Below are 18,209 nucleotides of genomic sequence, written 5' to 3'. Positions count from 1 at the left end.
GATACAGGTGAATTTCGTGAGCCAGCCTACGCCAGCCGTGCGTACCTTCCAAGACCTGATCCTCGCCCTGCAGAACTACTGGGCCGAGCAAGGTTGTGTGGTGCTTCAGCCCTACGATATGGAAGTAGGCGCCGGCACTTTCCACACCGCTACATTCCTGCGCGCCGTGGGTCCAGAAACCTGGAACGCCGCCTATGTGCAGCCTAGCCGTCGCCCTGCCGACGGGCGGTATGGCGAAAACCCCAACCGCCTGCAGCACTACTACCAGTTCCAGGTGGTACTGAAGCCCAACCCGGCCAACTTCCAGGAGCTGTACCTCGGCTCGCTGAAAGCCATCGGCCTGGACCCGCTGGTCCACGACATTCGCTTCGTCGAAGACAACTGGGAATCGCCGACCCTCGGCGCCTGGGGCCTGGGCTGGGAAATCTGGCTCAACGGCATGGAAGTCACCCAGTTCACCTACTTCCAGCAGGTAGGCGGCATCGAGTGCTACCCAGTCACTGGTGAAATCACCTACGGCCTGGAGCGCCTGGCCATGTACATCCAGGGCGTCGACTCGGTGTACGACCTGGTGTGGGCCGACGGCCCGTTCGGCAAGGTCACCTACGGCGACGTGTTCCACCAAAACGAGGTGGAGCAGTCGACCTACAACTTCGAGCACGCCAATGTCGACAAGCTGTTCGAGCTGTTCGACTTCTACGAAAGCGAAGCCAACCGCCTGATCAAGCTTGAGCTGCCGCTGCCGACCTATGAAATGGTCCTGAAGGCCTCGCACACCTTCAACCTGCTGGACGCCCGCCGCGCCATCTCGGTAACCGAGCGCCAGCGCTACATCCTGCGTGTACGTACCCTGGCCCGGGACGTGGCGCAAAGCTATCTGCAAGCCCGCGCACGCCTGGGCTTCCCGATGGCCACCCCTGAACTGCGTGACGAAGTGTTGGCTAAGCTGGAGGCTGCACAATGAGTGCTCAAGATTTCCTGGTAGAACTGGGCACCGAGGAGCTGCCACCGAAGGCCCTCGCCAGCCTTGGCGAAGCCTTCCTGGCGGGTATCGAGAAGGGCCTGCAGGCCGCTGGCCTGAACTACAGCGGCAAGCAGGTTTACGCCGCGCCGCGCCGCCTGGCCGTGCTGATCCGCCAGCTGGACGTGCAGCAGCCTGACCGCAGCATCAATATCGACGGCCCGCCCCTGCAGGCTGCTTTCAAAGACGGCGAGCCGACCCAGGCTGCCTTGGGCTTTGCCAAGAAATGCGGTGTGGAGCTGTCGGAAATCGACCAGAGCGGCCCCAAGCTGCGCTTCTCCCAGCACATCCCGGGCAAGGCCACCACCGGCCTGCTGCCGACCATCGTCGAAGACTCGCTCAACGACCTGCCGATCCCCAAGCGCATGCGCTGGGCGGCCAGCCGTGAAGAGTTCGTGCGCCCGACCCAATGGCTGGTGATGCTGCTGGGCGACCAGGTGGTCGACTGCACCATCCTGTCGCAGAAGGCAGGCCGTGAATCCCGTGGCCACCGCTTCCACCACCCGGAAAACGTGGTCATCACCACCCCGGCCAACTACGTCGAAGACCTGCGCAAAGCGTACGTGCTGGCCGACTTCGCCGAGCGCCGCGAGCTGATCAGCAAGCGTACCGCCGAGCTGGCCATGCAGCAGGAAGGCAGCGCCATCGTGCCGCCGGCGCTGCTGGACGAAGTGACCGCCCTGGTCGAGTGGCCAGTGCCGCTGGTGTGCTCGTTCGAGGAGCGTTTCCTCGAAGTGCCACAGGAAGCCCTGATCACCACCATGCAGGACAACCAGAAGTACTTCTGCCTGCTGGACAGCGAAGGCAAGCTGCTGCCGCGCTTCATCACCGTGGCCAACGTCGAGAGCCGCGACCCGAAGCAGATCGTGCAAGGCAACGAGAAGGTCGTACGCCCACGCCTGACCGACGCCGAGTTCTTCTTCAAGCAGGACAAGAAGCAGCCGCTGGAAACCTTCAACGAGCGCCTGAAGAACGTGGTGTTCCAGGCTCAGCTGGGTACCGTGTACGACAAGGCCGAGCGCGTCTCCAAGCTGGCCGCCTTCATCGCCCCGCTGATCGGCGGCGACGCCCAGCGCGCCGGCCGCGCCGGCCTGCTGTCGAAGTGCGACCTGGCCACCGAGATGGTCGGCGAATTCCCTGAAATGCAGGGTGTTGCCGGTTACTACTACGCGCTCAACGACGGTGAGCCGGAAGACGTGGCCCTGGCCCTGAACGAGCAGTACATGCCGCGCGGTGCTGGCGCCGAGCTGCCGCAGACCCTCACCGGTGCTGCGGTGGCCATCGCCGACAAGCTCGACACCCTGGTCGGCATCTTCGGCATCGGCATGCTGCCTACCGGCAGCAAGGACCCGTACGCCCTGCGCCGTGCCGCCTTGGGCGTGCTGCGTATCCTGATCGAGAAACAGCTGGACCTGGACCTGACCGGTGCGGTCGAGTTCGCGGTCAAGCAGTTCGGCGCCAAGGTCAAGGCCGCCGGCCTGGCCGAACAGGTGCTGGAGTTCATCTTCGACCGCCTGCGTGCGCGTTACGAAGACGAAGGCATCGACGTGGCCACCTACCTGTCGGTCCGTGCCCTGCAGCCAGGTTCTGCCTTGGACTTCGACCAGCGCGTGCAGGCTGTACAAGCCTTCCGCAAGCTGCCGGAAGCCGAGGCCCTGGCCGCGGTGAACAAGCGCGTGTCGAACCTGCTGAGCAAGGCCGAAGGCGCCATCGCCGATCACGTCGAGCCGAAGTACTTCGACAACGCCAACGAGTTCTCCCTGTACTCGGCCATCCAGCAGGCCGACCAGGCCGTGCAACCGATGGCTGCTGCACGCCAGTACAGCGAATCGCTGGCCCGCCTGGCGGCCCTGCGTGACCCGGTCGACGCCTTCTTCGAGGCGGTGATGGTCAACGCCGAGGATGCCAAGGTACGCGCCAACCGTTATGCCCTGCTCAGCCGCCTGCGCGGCCTGTTCCTGGGCGTGGCCGACATTTCGCTGCTGGGGTAAGCCTTGAAACTGCTGATTCTCGACCGTGACGGAGTAATCAACTACGACTCCGACGCCTACATCAAGACGCTGGACGAGTGGGTGCCGATCCCTGGCTCGGTCGATGCGATCGCGCAGTTGAGCAAGGCGGGCTGGACGGTGGCCGTGGCCACCAACCAGTCCGGCATTGCCCGTGGCTACTATGCGCTGACTACCCTCGAGGCCATGCACGCGCGCCTGCGCGCGCTGGTGGCCGAGCAGGGTGGCGAAGTGGGCCACATCGTGTATTGCCCGCACGGGCCGGACGAAGGCTGCGATTGCCGCAAGCCCAAGCCTGGCATGCTGCGGGCGATCGCCGAGCATTACCAGGTCGGCCTGGAAGGCGTCTGGTTCGTTGGCGACAGCAAAGGTGACCTGGAGGCCGCCCTGGCCGTCGGTGCACAACCCGTGTTGGTGAAAACCGGCAAGGGCGAGCGGACCCTGGAAAAAGGCGTCCCGGAAACTACACTGATTTTCGACGATCTGGCAGCTATCGCCAGAGAACTAATTTAAACAGTGCGCCTTCGGGCGCATTTTTCTCAGGCGGGCATGCCCCGCAATGGTACAAGCCACTATGTCGATCCTGCAGGCGATCAGAATCTTTCTTTTTTACCTGCTGCTGGGCACCAGTTCGCTGCTGTGGTGCTCGCTGAGCTTCTTCGTCGCGCCGTTCCTGTCGTTCCCCAAGCGCTACAAGTTCATCAACGTGTACTGGTGCCGTTGCGCGTTGTTCCTGGTGCGCACCATCCTGGGTATCGACTACAAGATCACTGGCGCCGAGAACGTGCCTGATGAGCCTTGCGTGATCCTGTCCAACCACCAGAGCACCTGGGAAACCTTCTTCCTTTCCCAGTATTTCTCGCCGCTGAGCCAGGTGCTCAAGCGCGAGTTGCTGTACGTGCCGTTCTTCGGTTGGGCCATGGCCATGCTGCGGCCGATCGCGATCAACCGAGATAACCCCAAGGAAGCCCTGCGCCAGGTAGCCAGCAAGGGTGACGAGCTGCTCAAGCAGAAGACCTGGGTGCTGATCTTCCCGGAAGGCACCCGCGTGCCATTCGGCACCATGGGCAAGTTCTCCCGTGGCGGTACCGCGCTGGCAGTGAATGCCGGCCTGCCGGTGCTGCCGATTGCCCATAACGCCGGCAAGTTCTGGCCGAAGACCGGCTGGGGCAAGCGCGCGGGCACAATCGAGGTGGTGATTGGCGAGCCGATGTACGCCAACGGCACCGGGCCACGGGCCATTGCCGAGCTCAACGACCGCGCCGCGGCGTGGAACGAAGCGACCCAGCGGGCCATGGGTTCGCTGCCGCCAGCAGAGGAAAAACCCCAGGAACAGATGGCCTGACCATCTGTGGATAACTTGTGAACTGTTTTTGGATTAAAAGCCTGAAGTGATCGCTAAGTGTTTGAATTAGCTGTTTATTTCTGTGTATGACATTTTTCTGAAAATCGTGCATAAGTTTTTTTGGGGCATAAGAAAACCGGCTTTTACAGCCGGTTTTTTTATTGCCTCATGCGGGCGTGTAGAAACGGCCCGTTGCAGCCGTCAGATCTTGTCGATATCCACATCCCTGGTTTCTTTCAGGCAGAAGATCCCCACCACCAGGCTGATCCCGGTCACCAGCACCGGGTACCACAGCCCATAGAAGATATCCCCGGTGTACACCACCAGCGCGAACGACACCGTTGGCAGGAAGCCACCGAACCAGCCGTTGCCAATGTGGTACGGCAGTGACATCGAGGTGTAGCGGATGCGAGTGGGGAACAGCTCGACCATCACCGCCGCCAGCGGGCCATAGGTCATGGTCGCGATCAGGATCATCGCCACGATCAACACCACCACCATCACCTGGTTGACCTGCCCAGGGTCGGCCTTGGCCGGGTAGCCGGCCTGTTCCACCGCCGCACGCATGGCTGCTTCGTCGAAGCCGTTGATGGTCTTGTCACCGATGTTAACCACCACATCGCTGCCGGCCACATCCACAGAGCTGTACGGTAGGCCTTGCTTGACCAGGAAAGTCTTGACCTTGTCGCACGGGCTGTCGAAACGCGCCTTGCCCACCGGGTCGAACTGGAAGGTGCAGCCTTGCGGGTCGGCAGTGACAACGATCGGCGCCTGGCGGCTGGCTGCGTCGATCTGTGGGTTGGCGTAGTGGCTCAGCGCCTTGAACAGCGGGAAGTACAGCACCGTGGCCAGGAGCAGGCCGAGCATCAGGATCGGCTTGCGGCCAATACGGTCGGACAACCAGCCGAAGAACACGAAGAACGGCGCACCAATGACTACGCTGATGATCAGCAGGGTGTTGGCCTGGGCCGGGTCCATCTTCAGCATCTGGGTCATGAAGAACAGCACGTAGAACTGCGCCGTGTAGAAGGTCACGGCCTGCCCGGCGTTGATGCTGAACAGGGCGGTGAGCACCACTTTCAGGTTCGGCCACGAGGTGAACGACTCACGGATCGGCGACTTGCTTACCTTGCCCTGGGCCTTCATTTTCACGAAGGCCGGCGACTCGTGCATGCTCATGCGGATCCAGGTGGAAATCGCCAGCAGCACGATCGACAGCAGGAACGGCAGGCGCCAACCCCAGGTTTCGAACTGGTCGCCACTGATATAGCGGCTGCCCAGCACCACCACCAGCGACAACAACAGGCCAAGGGTGGCGGTGGACTGGATGAAACCCGTGTGGAAACCGCGCTTGCCGGGCGGCGCATGCTCGGCCACATAGGTGGCCGCACCGCCGTATTCACCCCCCAGCGCCAGCCCCTGCAGCATGCGCAGGACCACCAGGATGATCGGTGCCGCGATGCCGATGCTGGCGTAGGTGGGCAACAACCCTACCGCGAAGGTGGACAGGCCCATCAGCACGATGGTGACCAGGAAGGTGTACTTGCGCCCGATCATGTCGCCCAGCCGGCCGAACACCAGCGCGCCGAACGGACGCACCAGGAAGCCCGCGGCAAAGGCCATGAGGGCGAAGATGAAGGCGGTGGTGTCGTTCACGCCAGCGAAGAACTGCTTGCTGATGACCGCTGCCAGCGCACCATAGAGAAAAAAGTCATACCACTCGAAAACTGTCCCGAGGGATGACGCGAAGATGATCTTGCGTTCTTCACGACGGCTGGAGCTGCTGGCCGCCGCACCCTGCTCTTGGATGTAATCCGACATCGTTGCTGTCCTCGGCCCGCAGGCCACAGTGATTATTCTTGTTGTTCCACTGTCGGCAGCTTCTGACCGCCAGCTGCCGGTACTGCACGCACCCGGGTCAGGGCGTCGGTATCGCGTCTTCGTTCAAATAGGTCTGGGTGGCAGCTCCTTTGAGGATCAGTTGCGCCGCCTTCTCGGCGATCATCAGGGTGGGTGAACAGGTATTGCCGGAGGTGATCTGCGGCATGATCGAGGCGTCCGCCACGCGCAGGCCGGGGATGCCGTGTACGCGCAACTGGTTATCCACAACGTCCAGTTCGCCATTGCCCATGCGGCAGGTGCCGACCGGGTGGAAGATGGTGGTGCCGATCTTGCCGGCGGCTTCGAACAGCTCTTCTTCGGTTTGCAGGGCTGGGCCCGGCAGGTATTCCTTTGGGTCGAACGCAGCGAGGGCAGGGGCCTGGACGATACGCCGGGTAAGGCGAATGGCATCGGCGGCGACGCGCAGGTCCTGGGAGTCGCTGAGGTAGTTGGGGTCGATCAGCGGCGTGCTGTTCATGTCGCTGCTGCGGATATCGATACGCCCGCGGCTGGCCGGGCGCAGGTTGCACACCGAGGCGGTAAAGGCCGGGAACGTGTGCAGTGGTTCGCCGAATCGCTCAAGTGACAGCGGCTGCACGTGGTACTGCAGGTTGGCGGTGGCCTGCTCCGGGCTTGAACGCACGAATGCACCCAGCTGGCTCGGGGCCATGGCCAGCGGGCCACTGCGGTCATAGAGGTAGCGCAGGCCCATGCCCATCTTGCCCCACAGGCTGTTGGCCATCTGGTTCAGGGTACGGGAATTGCGGATCTGGTAGATCAGGCGCAGCTGCAGGTGATCCTGCAGGTTGCCGCCAACACCGGGCATGTCGTGACGCACGCCAATGCCCAGGCTTTCCAATAACTGCCGCGGGCCGATGCCGGAGCGCTGCAGGATACCGGGAGAGCCCACAGCACCCGCACAGAGGATGATCTCGCGACGTGCCGCAAACTCGTGCCAGGCACCCTGCCAGAACGCCTTTACCGCACGCGCACGGGTATTGTTGAGCAGCACCTGGTCAACCTGAACGCCGGTCAGCACGGTGAGGTTGGGGCGATCCTTGATCGGCCGTAGAAAAGCCTTGGAAGCGTTCCAGCGCACACCGCTGCGCTGGTTGACCTGGAAATATCCACAGCCCTGGTTGTCGCCGGTATTGAAGTCCTCGACCTTGCCGATGCCGCTTTGCTCGGCGGCATCACGGAAGGCATCGAGGATCGGCCAGCTATAGCGCTGGCGCTCGACCCGCCATTCGCCATCACCACCGTGGTGCTCGCTGGCGCCGGCAAAGTGGCTTTCGCTGGCCTTGAACAGCGGCAGTACGTCCTTCCAGGCCCAGCCGTGGTTGCCTTGCTCGGCCCAACGGTCGTAGTCGGCGGCCTGGCCGCGCATGTAGATCATGCCGTTGATCGAGGAGCAGCCACCCAGCACCTTGCCGCGTGGATAGCCCAGCGCACGACCGCCCAGGCCGGGCTGCGCCTCGGTCTTGAAGCACCAGTCGGTGCGCGGGTTGCCGATGCAATAGAGGTAACCGACGGGGATATGGATCCAGGGATAGTTGTCGCGGCCACCCGCTTCCAGCAGCAGTACGCGGCAGGAAGGGTCGGCGGACAAACGATTGGCCAACAGGCAACCGGCGGGACCGGCTCCTACGACCACGTAGTCGAAGACAGAATCGGCTGATGGCATGTGCAACCTCGGGCCTGATTATTATTCTTGTCCCGATCCATCTTAGTGAGTAATTTCGTGGAGGAAACACGAGATTTCGCGCAGCCGCTGTGCGTTTTAGCACAGCGATCATCACGGCAACGGCGCGGTCCTGTAGGAGCGGCCTTGTGTCGCGATGGGGCGCGCAGCGGCCCTGAGTCAGCACATGTGGTCCTTCAGGTAGACCGAGTTTGCTGAATTCAGGGCCGCTGCGCGCCCCATCGCGACACAAGGCCGCTCCTACAAAGGTTCGCGCGGTCTGGATGCATAGGGACAAGCATGTTCGACTGGAACGATCTGCGGTTTTTCCTCGAGTTGCAGCGCAGCGGCCGCCTGCTTACCGCCGCCAAGCGCCTCAACACCACCCACAGCACCGTGGCCCGACACATCGAGAGCATCGAGCAAAGCCTGGGTACCGCGCTGTTCGTGCAGCATGCCCAGGGCTATGAACTGACCCCCTCGGGCCAGGCCCTGCTCAAGCACGCCGAAGCCATGGAAAACGTCGCCCTGCTGGCGCAGGAAGAAATCACCCAGGCCATCACGCCGCTGGGCAAGATTCGCCTGGGGGTGACCGAAGGCATCGGCATCCTGTTCTTCACCCCGCGGATGAATGCGCTGTTCGACCGCTACCCCGGCCTGGAAGTGGAGCTGGTGGCAGTGCCGCGCTTCGTCAGCATCCTCAACCGCGAGGCGGAGATCAGCATCCACCTGGAACGGCCCAACGCCGACCTGCTGATCACCCGCAAGCTCACCGACTATCGCCTGGCCCTGTACGCCAGCCAGGACTACCTGGATCGCGCGCCCCCGCTGCGCAACCGCGAGGACCTGGCCCGGCACAGCTGGATCGGCTACGTCGATGACTTGCTGTTCAGCCAGGAACTGCTGTTTCTCAACAGCTTCTGCCGGGCCCCCAACGTGGTGTTTCGCAGCACCAGCGTGATCGCCCAGCAAACCGCCGCCCGCGCCGGGTTGGGCATCGCCGTACTGCCCAACTACATGGCCCGCAACGACCCGACGCTGGTGCGCGTGCTGCCTGGCGAAACCATCCAGCGCAGCTACTGGATCTGCACCCGCCGCGAACTGCACAAGTCGGTGCGCCTGCGGGTAGTGTGGGACTACCTGCTGGCGCTTTGCGCGGCAGAACAGAGCGAGCTGCTAGCCCAGTAGCGCCTTGCCGGCCAGCAGCAGGGCCGCAGCCCAACCGGCCACGGCAAACATCTGCTGCAAGCGCGGTCCGGCCAGCCTGGCCGCCAATGGCCGCGCCAGCAGCAGGCCGAGCACCGCACCGACGGCGAACGGGGCGCCAACCTGCCAGTGCATTACCCCTGCGAGGCTGGCGCTGACCACACTGCCGGTGGACACCAGCGCGATCACCGCCAGCGAAGTGGAGACGATGCTGGCCATGCGCAGGTTGGTGTAGCGGTTAAGGGCCGGGATGATGACAAAGCCACCGCCCACGCCCAGCAGGCCGGACAGCAGCCCTGACAATGCGCCGGTAAAGGCCAGGGCGCGCGCGCAGGGCAGGGTCCAGCGCAAACGGCCCTGCAGCGGGTTCAGCACGCAGGGTTCGATGTAGCGATGGGCATCATTGGCTTCGCCGCGCAGTTCCTTGGCCGCCTTGCGCCAGATACGCAGGCAGGCATACACCAACACCCCGGCGAACACCAACTGCAGTGGCGTGTTCGGCAGGCGGTGCGCCAGCATCAGCCCGAACGGCGCCGCTGCCACACCGATCAATGCGATGAACAGCGCCGCCCGGTAGCGCACCAGGCCCTGCCGCAAGCCCAGCACAGCACCCACCGATGCCGCCATGCCTACGGCCAGCAGGCCGACCGGTGCCGCCTCGACCATCGACAGCCCCAGGCCGAACACCAGCAAAGGCACTGCGAGAATGCCACCGCCGGCACCGGTCAACGCCAGCACGGCACCGATGATCGCGCCCAGGCCCGCTCCCAGTATTTGATGTTCGATCACTGCCGACCCTCGGCTACCAACGGCTGTGGCCGTGCCAGCCACTCGCGGCCCTTGAGCATGCCTTTCCAGTACAAGGGTGGCAGCACCTGCGCCTTGAGCAACCAGGCCAGACGTGTCGGCTTGCGGCCATCCAGCAACCAGTTGGGGAAGCTTGGAGCCAGCTTGCCGCCATAGGTGAACTCGGCCAGGACGATCTTGCCGCGCTCGACTGTGAGCGGGCACGAGCCATAACCATCGTACTGGGCCAGGGTAGGCAACCTGCCCAAGGCCACCAGCACGTTGTTGGCCACGACCGGAGCCTGCTTGCGTGCAGCGGCGGCGGTCTTGGCATTGCTGGTGTTGGTCACGTCCCCAAGGGCATGGACATCGGTGAAGTGGCGATGGCGCAGGGTGTGCGGGTCGACATCGACCCAGCCGGCGCTGTCGGCCAACGGGCTTTCACGAATGAAGTCCGGTGCCACCTGCGGCGGTACCACGTGCAGCATGTCGAAGGCCTCGATACGGGTTTCGCTGCTGCCATCGGCCAAGGTGCGCACGAAGGTGGCTCGCTTGTTCGGCCCGTCCACGGCGACCAGGCGGTGGGAAAAATTGAGGTTCACGGCGTACTTGTCGATGTACTTCATCAATGCGGGTACGTAGTCCGCCACACCGAACAATACTGCGCCGGCATTGAAGAAACTGGCTTTCACAGCCCCCAGGTGACCATGCCGCAGCCAGTGGTCGCAAGACAGGTACAGCGCCTTCTGCGGGGCGCCTGCGCACTTGATCGGCATGGGCGGCTGGCAAAACAGGGCTCGGCCTTGCTTGAGCTTCTGCACCAGTTCCCAGGTGTAGGGCGCCAGGTCGTAGCGGTAGTTGGAGGTGACGCCATTGCGGCCCAAGGTCTCGCTGAGGCCATCAATGGCCGCCCAATCCAGCTTGAGGCCGGGGCAGACCACCAACTGTTCATAACTGATGGCGCGGCCGCCTTCGAGGAGGACCAGTTGGCCCAGCGGGTCGAACCCCTGCACACGTGCCTTTATCCAGCGAACGCCGCGCGGAATGGTCGAGGCCATGGTGCGAGCAGTGCTTGGCGCCTTGAACACACCGGCACCGACCATGGTCCAGCCGGGCTGGTAGTAATGCACTTCGGCGGGGTCGATCAAGGTCACATCCAGCGACGGGTCACGGCTGATCAAGCTGGAAGCGGTGGCGATTCCGGCGGCGCCGGCACCGACGATGACCACTTTGTGGTGATCGGTATTGGCAGGGGACAACAAGGCAGGCATGGCGGTAAATCCTGTAAATCTGGTTATGGGGCAGGGCGGTCACAGCTTGTTCAGCGGTATCTTCAGGTAGCTCACACCGTTATCTTCCGGCGCGGGGAACTGGCCGCTGCGCATGTTCACCTGCACCGAAGGCAGGATCAGCACGGGCATGTCGAGGGTCTTGTCGCGGGCTTCACGCATGGCGACGAAGCTGTCCTCATCGATGCCCTGGTGGATATGAATATTGTTGGCGCGCTGCTCGGCCACGGTGGTGACGTACTGCATGTCACGGCCACCTGGCAGGTAGTCGTGGCACATGAACAGCCGGGTCTGGTCGGGGAAAGCCAGCAGGCGACGGATCGAGCGGTACAGGGTGCGAGCATCAGCCCCAGGGAAGTCGCAACGGGCGGTACCGTAGTCGGGCATGAACAGGGTGTCGCCGACGAACACCGCTGTCTCGCCGGCGTCCTCGATCATGAAGCTCATGCACGCAGGTGTGTGCCCCGGGGTGTGCAACGCACGGGCATGCAGGTTGCCAATGCGGAAACCTTCCTCGTCCTCGAACAGCACATCGAACTGGCTGCCATCGCGGGCGAAGCCAGGCTCGGCGTTGAACAACGCACCGAACACTTTCTGTACTTGGGTGATTTGCGCGCCGATGGCGGTATGGCCGCCAAGCTTTTCCTTCAAATAGGCCGCCGCCGAAAGGTGGTCGGCATGCACATGGGTTTCCAGCACCCACTGCACGTCAGCTCGCAGCTCCTTCACCCGGTTAATCAACTGGTCCGCCGAAGCAGTGCAGGTACGCCCCGACTTGGGGTCATAGTCCAGGACACTGTCGATCAACGCACACTTGCGCGTTTCGCCGTCCATGACCAGGTAGCTGATGGTGGAGGTCGCCTTGTCGTAAAAGGCGTCCACGTGCAGGTTGTTGCCGATGATCATCGCGTTCTCCAATTTATCCGCCCAGCCTTGTACAGGCGTAGGCAGTGCCAGGAGGTTTATCAAGATGCATGCCAGGCATTTTCCTGAGCTTGGGCCAATGAAACCGGCCCGTTGCTGACAATTGCCGACGACAGTGGCAGCGCAGATGGCAGTCGACTGTCAGCCAATGGCAGTGTTTGGCAGTCCTTGTTACCCTGCGCCGGTCATCCAATCGGTGCCGTCATGCCTGAAGCCCATCCCCTCATCCTAGCTTTGGTTTCCTATCTTGAGCACGATGCCCTGCCAACCATCGTGCTAGATACCGACTACAACATCCTGGCGGCCAACGCTGCCTATCGCCGCCAGTTCGGTCGCCATGAGCAGGCGCCGCTGGGTGAGAAATGCCACAAGGTCTCGCACCACTACGCCGTGCCTTGCGACCAGGCCGGCGAGCATTGCCCGATGCGCAAGGCGTGGCACAGCAAGGCACCGGAGCGGGTTTTGCACATTCATCACACGCCACGCGGCCCCGAGCATGTGGATGTAGAGCTGCGGCCGATCCTGGATGAACAGGGCAGGGTGGTGGCCTTTGTCGAACGCCTGACCAGCATCACCCTCGCGTCGGCGCAGCCTCAGGAACAAGGGCTGGTCGGCCGCGCGCCAGCGTTCAAAGCGGCCCTGGCCAGCCTGCAACGTGCGGCACCGGCGCAGATCCCGGTGTTGCTGCAGGGTGAGTCAGGTACCGGCAAGGAACTGTTCGCCCGTGCGGTGCACATGGGCAGCCCCAGGGCCAACGGCCCGTTGGTGGTGGTTGACTGTACCGGCCTGACCGAGTCGTTGTTCGAGAGCGAGTTGTTCGGCTACGAGAAGGGCGCGTTCACTGGCGCCAACCAGCGCAAGATCGGCCTGGCTGAAGCGGCGCATGGCGGCACTCTGTTCCTCGATGAAATTGGCGAGGTACCGCTGGCGATGCAGGTGAAGCTGCTGCGCCTGATCGAGTCCGGCAGCTTCCGCCCGGTGGGTAGCCTGCGCACGGTGCATTCGGATTTTCGCCTGGTGTCGGCAACCCATAAACCGCTCAGGCAAATGGTCGCGGACGGCACCTTCCGCGAAGACCTGTATTACCGCATCAGCGGCTTCCCGATCCGTCTGCCGGCGTTGCGCGAACGAGCAGAAGACCTACCTTTGCTCGCCCAGAGCCTGCTGCAGCGCATGGCCGGCAAGCCGACACCCAGGCTGAGCGACGAGGCCTTGCAGAAACTCGTGCTGCATCCATTCCCAGGCAATATTCGCGAACTTCGCAACATTCTGGAAAGGGCGCGTTTGTTTGCGGACGACGGACTTATCCGGCCCGAGCATTTGCCGGAGGACATTGGGTCGACAGGGGCGATCACGGCAGATGGCCGGCGCAATCACCTGGGTGAGCTGGCCCAGGCACTGCAACAGTTCAAGGGCTCGCGCAGTGAACTGGCCCGTCACCTTGGCCTGAGCGAGCGCACCCTGTATCGCCGGTTGAAGGAGCTTGGCCTGAATTGACGCGTTCGGTTAACGCGGTCTACAAGGACACGCGTATCCCCGAGGGCAACACACATCCTGTGGGAGCGGGTTCACCCGCGAACACCAGCGAAGCCGGTGCCATCCACCGCGCCTCCTCAGACCTTTACCGGACCTTTACCTCTGTCCTGACATTTAGCGGGAATGATTGTGGTCTGATCAGTTAACCGAACCTGGCAGCCAGTCAGCTCCCGCCAGGCGTCAACATGCAGAGGACCGCAAAATGAAGAAAACCCTGACCGTGATCTGCGCCGCGCTCATGCTCAGCGCCCCCTTGGCCAGTTTCGCGCAGCCAGGCCCACCTGACCGGCATGATGGCGGCCCATCGCACCAGGGCAACCCACCGCATGGTCAGCCACAGTACCAAGGCCGACATGACAATGGCCGCGGTCCCGCCTACCGCGACCCGAACTTCCGCCCACAACAGGGCATGCCGGTTCCGCATCAGCAGTGGCAGCGTGGCCATGTGGTTGACCCGCATTACCGTGGCGACCGTTACTGGGTGACCGACTGGAAAGCACGCCACCTGTATGCGCCACCGCGTGATCACCGTTGGTTGTATGTGAACGGGGACTATGTGCTGGTGGCTATTGCCAGTGGTGTGATCGTCAACGTCCTCAGCGGTTACTGAATACCTGTTCCACGTGGAACGTTGAATCGTTGTCGGAGCGACTCTACCAACCCTTGCGTGCAGTCCCACCATGGGACTACACTACCAAACATGAAGATCATCGCCATCAGCCAGTTGAAAGCCTTTTGGGAAACCTACCCAAACGCTGAACAACCACTACGCGCATGGGTCGACGAAGCCAGGAAAGCGACATGGACGAGTCCTGATACCATCAAGAGCCAGTACCGTAACGCAAGCATCCTGAAAGGCAGACGCGTCGTCTTCAATATCAAAGGGAACGATTACAGGCTGGTGGTAGCCGTTGCCTACCGCTTTGGAGCGGTCTACATCAAGTTTGTCGGAACGCACGAGGAGTACGACAAAATCGACGCAAACACTGTGGAGATGGAGTGACTATCAATGAACATCCGCCCAATCCGCACCGACTACGACTACCGGGCAGCACTCAAGGAGATCTCTCCGCTGTTCGAGAATGAGCCAGAACCTGGCACACCCGAGGGAGACGCTTTTGAAGTCATGATCACCTTGATCGAGGCTTACGAGAGCAAGCATTTTCCGGTGGAGCTGCCAGACCCGATCGAGGCCATCAAGTTTCGTATGGAACAGTCCGGCCTAACCGCTGCCGATCTGGCTCCTGCCATAGGTAAGACAAACCGGGTCTATGAAGTGCTAAATCGTAAGCGTTCATTGACGCTGCCAATGATTTGGAAATTGCACGAAATGTTTGGCATTCCGGCTGAAAGCCTGATCAAACCAATGAAGACAGCTTGAAGCCAGCTGTCCACACTATTTGTGGAAGAGCGAATAAGCCTTGGAGGAATAGGGAAAGGTCACTAGCCTAAGAACCCGCTTCCCAAAGCCAACTATCATGGTCCCACTCCACTCGGCGCAGTTCCTCAACAACGTCATCTGAAAAATCGCCGAAGGTCTCCTCCCGGCACACCGAGAGACCGCGCCCATACAAACGATGGATGGCTTCCACTTGAGGGGCTACGCCGCTATCAACAATCACCAAGTACGGCAATTGGCGTAGATTAGGCGGCACTAGAGAAGTTTCATAGTGGCCAGACTGTCCGTCAGCCGATACCCCATCATCTTGTAGACTATTTTTCGCTTCTCCCACATTCGCATTAATGCGACGTTGCCCTCATCAACAAAATCGATGACTTGTACATCAGTCTTGGCGGTGTGCGTTCGATGCAATCGACCAGTGTATTGCTGGAGGATTCCCCGCCAGGAAATGGGCATAGCCAGCACGAGTGTATCCAATGCAGGATGATCAAAGCCCTCACCAATCAGTTTTCCCGTAGCAAGGAGGACTCGAGGCGTGTCTTCAGACAAGGATTCAAGCTCTCCAAGACGGGATAATCGCTGCTTCTTGGGCATTCTTCCATGAAGGGTAAAGAGGTTTTCAATATACGCCTTCAGTGCCTGCTCTAAGGCATCCACATGCTCCGTGCGTTGCGTCAACACTAGTACTTTTCTACCTTGCTCATAGGCTGAGCGGATCTCTGAAACGATCTGCGCAGTACGCCCCGGGTCGTCGGCAAGTCTTTTGAAGACCTCTTGTATTCCCGCACCATCAGATACAGGAACCGGACCACTAAGCATCCGAGGAGTGACTGACAAATCGTGGGGGGCATTTTCTGGTCGTGCCGCAGTATGCCGAATGGGACCGCACTGCATGAAAATAATTGGCTGCTGTCCGTCTCGGCGGATGGGTGTAGCAGTCAGACCAAGCACATAGCGCGCGGGGGCGCTTCGTAGTAATGCTTCAAAGGAGACCGCAGAGAGGTGATGACACTCATCCACAATAATCTGACCGTAATTTTTGATCAGGTCACTGATTTCACCTTTCCGCGAAAGTGACTGCATCACAGCGATATCAATCAGCCCGGTTGTCTTAGGCTTTCCACCGCCAATCGTACCGACTACCTCCTTTCCTACGCCCAAGAAGGTCTGTAATCGGGCTTGCCACTGCCGAAGCAGTTCCGTGCGATGCACAAGTACCAGAGTGTTAACTCTACGCCTGGCAATTAGAGCAGCGGCGGTTACTGTTTTACCAAACGCCGTTGGGGCGCAAAGTACTCCTGTGTCATGCGGAATCAGTGCAAGGATTGCCGCGTCCTGATCTGGACGTAATGCACCCAAGAATTTGACCTCGAGGGCAGCGCCAGCAAAGCGTTCATCCTGAAGTTGCGGAGTGATCTTGTGGTCTTTTAAGAGATCCTCTACCGCATCCCAACAGCCGCGAGGAATCCCAATATGCAGAGGGAAATTTTGAGCGCAGCCAATGACTCTGGGTTTATTCCAAACCGATAGCCGCATTGCCTGCGCCTTGTAAAAATCAGGGTTTTGAAAAGCCGCAAGCCGAATGAGCTGGTTAGCCAATGGCTGGGGTAGCTGTGACTTCTCAAAATAAATCAGGTTAGCCAGCGTAACGTTGAGGGTATCTGGTAAAGGGCATGTCAGCGACCGGGAAGTTGGCTCACGATGTTTCCAGGGTTCGGCTTCACTCTGCTCGTCAAAAAAAGCAACACCCAAAGGATCTCGATTGCCCATGGCTTGATTGATAACCGGCTGGATGCTTTCTGGACTCATCCGCCGAACAGAAGCCAGGAACCCCCATTGATCGGGATACGGTTCCAGTGAGTCGTCGACAAAAACACTGTGATTGTTTGCCCTGGCTCGCTTCTGCAGCGGCAGAGCAATCAGGTTGCCGAACCCACCCTTGGGCATAAAGTCCTGATTCGGGAAGAGCCTGTCGTACGAACTGAGTGACAGCTGTCGGGTGCGCTCGCAAGCATGACTTATGATCGCGGCTCCCAAACGGCGGGCGTCACTGGCAGGCACTTTGTCTTGGAAGAAAATCCACGCGTGTGCCCCATTGCCAGAACGCGAGATTTCCAGAATTACAGGAACATCGAGAGAACGGCCAGCATGCACAAACGCCAGCGCATCCTCTCGCCAGTCAGCTTCATCGAAATCGACAGCTAGGAAGTGACACGTATCATCCGAAAGCAGCGGATAGACCCCAACCACAATAGTCCCTGAGAGGTGACGATAAATGACCTCGTCGTTCACTGGTAGGAGTTGACGCTTGCCACAATCACCGCGTTTGATAAGTGGCTTTTCACAGATTCCGGGCCGCCATTCATTGGCACAGGCAGGTGCATACCCAGACTTGCCGCCTCTACTTTCCCAGCGCAATGGGTAGGTGTCGATACGTCCTTTGAACAAGCTACGGAAAAGAGCGAGTTTGCTATCAGTATCAAGGTTGGTGAGCGGCTGATTACCCAGTACCGGCATACATACAGACTCAGCTGGAAGCTGCCACTCAATGCCATGCGCCTCAAGCAAGGCTACAAGTCGCTCATTCTCTGCCCGCAATTTTGCAACCAGCGTGGAATCGCTCACTGCTTAGAAGCCTCTGTCGCTGAACAGGTTGCTAACCTAGTTACGGGTAGGCTATCAGCCTACGACGGCGGCCATCAAATGCCTTCGGGGCCTTCAGGTGAGGCTGAAGAAAATAGAGGCAAAAAAAGCCCGCGCGTGCGAGCTTGATGTTGACCGGTGGGGACCAGAATCTGGGCCCGGCCGGTCATCTATCTGTGAAAGCGTGCAGCTTTTCTGTAAACCTACACCGAATGTAGGTTCACAAAATAGGTGATAGGCCAGACCCCGTGAAATTGGAATCTTCGCCATTTTTTTTGTGAAATGAAGGGGTGCTTTTCACAGAAAAGCCGAGAAATCCCTACTCACCAATCACAAAAGTTGATTGGCCTGGAAAGGGCCGTTTACGACCGACGCGTGACTTTTCGGTAAGGGATGAGGAGTAGTCGCAGCGATCCTTTAGCTCCTAGTCTGGCGACCTTGGGTTCAGAATCCGACTGGCAATGCCCGCCGTCACTACTTCAGAGG

15 protein-coding genes are annotated in these 18,209 nt (G+C 60.7%); 9 read left to right on the top strand and 6 right to left on the bottom strand.

From position 1 onward, the window contains the following. The first annotated feature begins 16 nt into the window (after window positions 1-16). From glyQ to E5221_RS00395, 4 genes are read left to right on the top strand one after another with little or no spacing between them, the layout of a single operon-like run. A complete protein-coding gene (gene glyQ / locus E5221_RS00410) occupies window positions 17-964 on the top strand; it encodes a glycine--tRNA ligase subunit alpha (protein WP_013970261.1) in 948 nt (315 codons plus the stop codon). Continuing rightward, window positions 961-3,012 (top strand): glycine--tRNA ligase subunit beta, encoded by a 2,052-nt coding sequence (glyS, locus tag E5221_RS00405; RefSeq protein ID WP_061550196.1) that lies wholly within the window; start codon window positions 961-963, stop codon window positions 3,010-3,012. The genes glyQ and glyS overlap by 4 nt, the downstream gene beginning before the upstream one ends. Window positions 3,013-3,015: 3 nt before the next feature. After that, complete coding sequence (gene gmhB / locus E5221_RS00400) at window positions 3,016-3,543, top strand: D-glycero-beta-D-manno-heptose 1,7-bisphosphate 7-phosphatase (protein WP_015268435.1); 528 nt, start codon at window positions 3,016-3,018, stop codon at window positions 3,541-3,543. A gap of 46 nt (window positions 3,544-3,589) precedes the next feature. Next, a complete protein-coding gene (locus E5221_RS00395) occupies window positions 3,590-4,375 on the top strand; it encodes a lysophospholipid acyltransferase family protein (protein WP_025337179.1) in 786 nt (261 codons plus the stop codon). Window positions 4,376-4,576: 201 nt separating this feature from the next. On the opposite strand, the gene E5221_RS00390 is transcribed toward E5221_RS00395, so the two are convergent. Beyond that, the gene (locus tag E5221_RS00390) at window positions 4,577-6,196 is read right to left on the bottom strand and encodes an MFS transporter (protein WP_247846752.1); all 1,620 of its coding nucleotides are present in this window, start codon (window positions 6,194-6,196) and stop codon (window positions 4,577-4,579) included. Window positions 6,197-6,293: 97 nt separating this feature from the next. Continuing rightward, complete coding sequence (locus E5221_RS00385; RefSeq protein WP_247846751.1) at window positions 6,294-7,940, bottom strand: GMC family oxidoreductase N-terminal domain-containing protein; 1,647 nt, start codon at window positions 7,938-7,940, stop codon at window positions 6,294-6,296. A gap of 297 nt (window positions 7,941-8,237) precedes the next feature. Here E5221_RS00385 and E5221_RS00380 point away from each other — a divergent pair, with 297 nt between their 5' ends. Beyond that, entirely contained in the window at window positions 8,238-9,125 is an 888-nt protein-coding gene (locus E5221_RS00380; RefSeq protein ID WP_247846750.1) for a LysR family transcriptional regulator, read from the top strand. Here E5221_RS00380 and E5221_RS00375 read toward each other — a convergent pair. From E5221_RS00375 to E5221_RS00365, 3 genes are read right to left on the bottom strand one after another with little or no spacing between them, the layout of a single operon-like run. Next, window positions 9,114-9,932: a sulfite exporter TauE/SafE family protein gene (locus E5221_RS00375; RefSeq protein WP_247846749.1), complete on the bottom strand. Its 819-nt coding sequence runs from the start codon at window positions 9,930-9,932 to the stop codon at window positions 9,114-9,116. The two genes, E5221_RS00380 and E5221_RS00375, sit on opposite strands and share 12 nt — an antisense overlap. Continuing rightward, window positions 9,929-11,200, bottom strand: coding sequence for an FAD/NAD(P)-binding oxidoreductase (locus E5221_RS00370; RefSeq protein WP_247846748.1), 1,272 nt, complete (start codon window positions 11,198-11,200; stop codon window positions 9,929-9,931). The genes E5221_RS00375 and E5221_RS00370 overlap by 4 nt, the downstream gene beginning before the upstream one ends. Before the next feature lie 39 nt (window positions 11,201-11,239). After that, window positions 11,240-12,124: an MBL fold metallo-hydrolase gene (locus E5221_RS00365; protein WP_182329945.1), complete on the bottom strand. Its 885-nt coding sequence runs from the start codon at window positions 12,122-12,124 to the stop codon at window positions 11,240-11,242. Window positions 12,125-12,346: 222 nt separating this feature from the next. On the opposite strand from E5221_RS00365, the gene E5221_RS00360 reads away from it, so the two are divergent. The 4 genes from E5221_RS00360 to E5221_RS00345 all read left to right on the top strand — a co-directional run bounded on the left by E5221_RS00360 (window position 12,347) and on the right by E5221_RS00345 (window position 15,059). Then, complete coding sequence (locus E5221_RS00360; protein WP_247846747.1) at window positions 12,347-13,639, top strand: sigma 54-interacting transcriptional regulator; 1,293 nt, start codon at window positions 12,347-12,349, stop codon at window positions 13,637-13,639. Between the two features lie 241 nt (window positions 13,640-13,880). Beyond that, window positions 13,881-14,288, top strand: coding sequence for an RcnB family protein (locus E5221_RS00355; protein WP_015268427.1), 408 nt, complete (start codon window positions 13,881-13,883; stop codon window positions 14,286-14,288). 90 nt (window positions 14,289-14,378) lie between these two features. Next, window positions 14,379-14,681 carry a type II toxin-antitoxin system HigB family toxin gene (locus tag E5221_RS00350; protein WP_015268426.1) on the top strand — a complete coding sequence of 101 codons (303 nt, stop codon included), beginning with the start codon at window positions 14,379-14,381 and terminating at the stop codon, window positions 14,679-14,681. Between the two features lie 6 nt (window positions 14,682-14,687). Continuing rightward, complete coding sequence (locus tag E5221_RS00345; protein WP_015268425.1) at window positions 14,688-15,059, top strand: transcriptional regulator; 372 nt, start codon at window positions 14,688-14,690, stop codon at window positions 15,057-15,059. 273 nt (window positions 15,060-15,332) lie between these two features. On the opposite strand, the gene E5221_RS00340 is transcribed toward E5221_RS00345, so the two are convergent. Next, entirely contained in the window at window positions 15,333-17,705 is a 2,373-nt protein-coding gene (locus tag E5221_RS00340; protein WP_247846746.1) for a DEAD/DEAH box helicase, read from the bottom strand. Window positions 17,706-18,209 lie beyond the last annotated feature (504 nt).

The sequence above is a fragment of the Pseudomonas sp. A2 genome (assembly GCF_023100865.1).
In the GTDB taxonomy this organism is placed as follows: domain Bacteria; phylum Pseudomonadota; class Gammaproteobacteria; order Pseudomonadales; family Pseudomonadaceae; genus Aquipseudomonas; species Aquipseudomonas asiatica.
The sequence above is the reverse complement of the archived record's forward strand: the minus strand, read 5'-3'. Positions and strand labels throughout refer to the sequence as shown.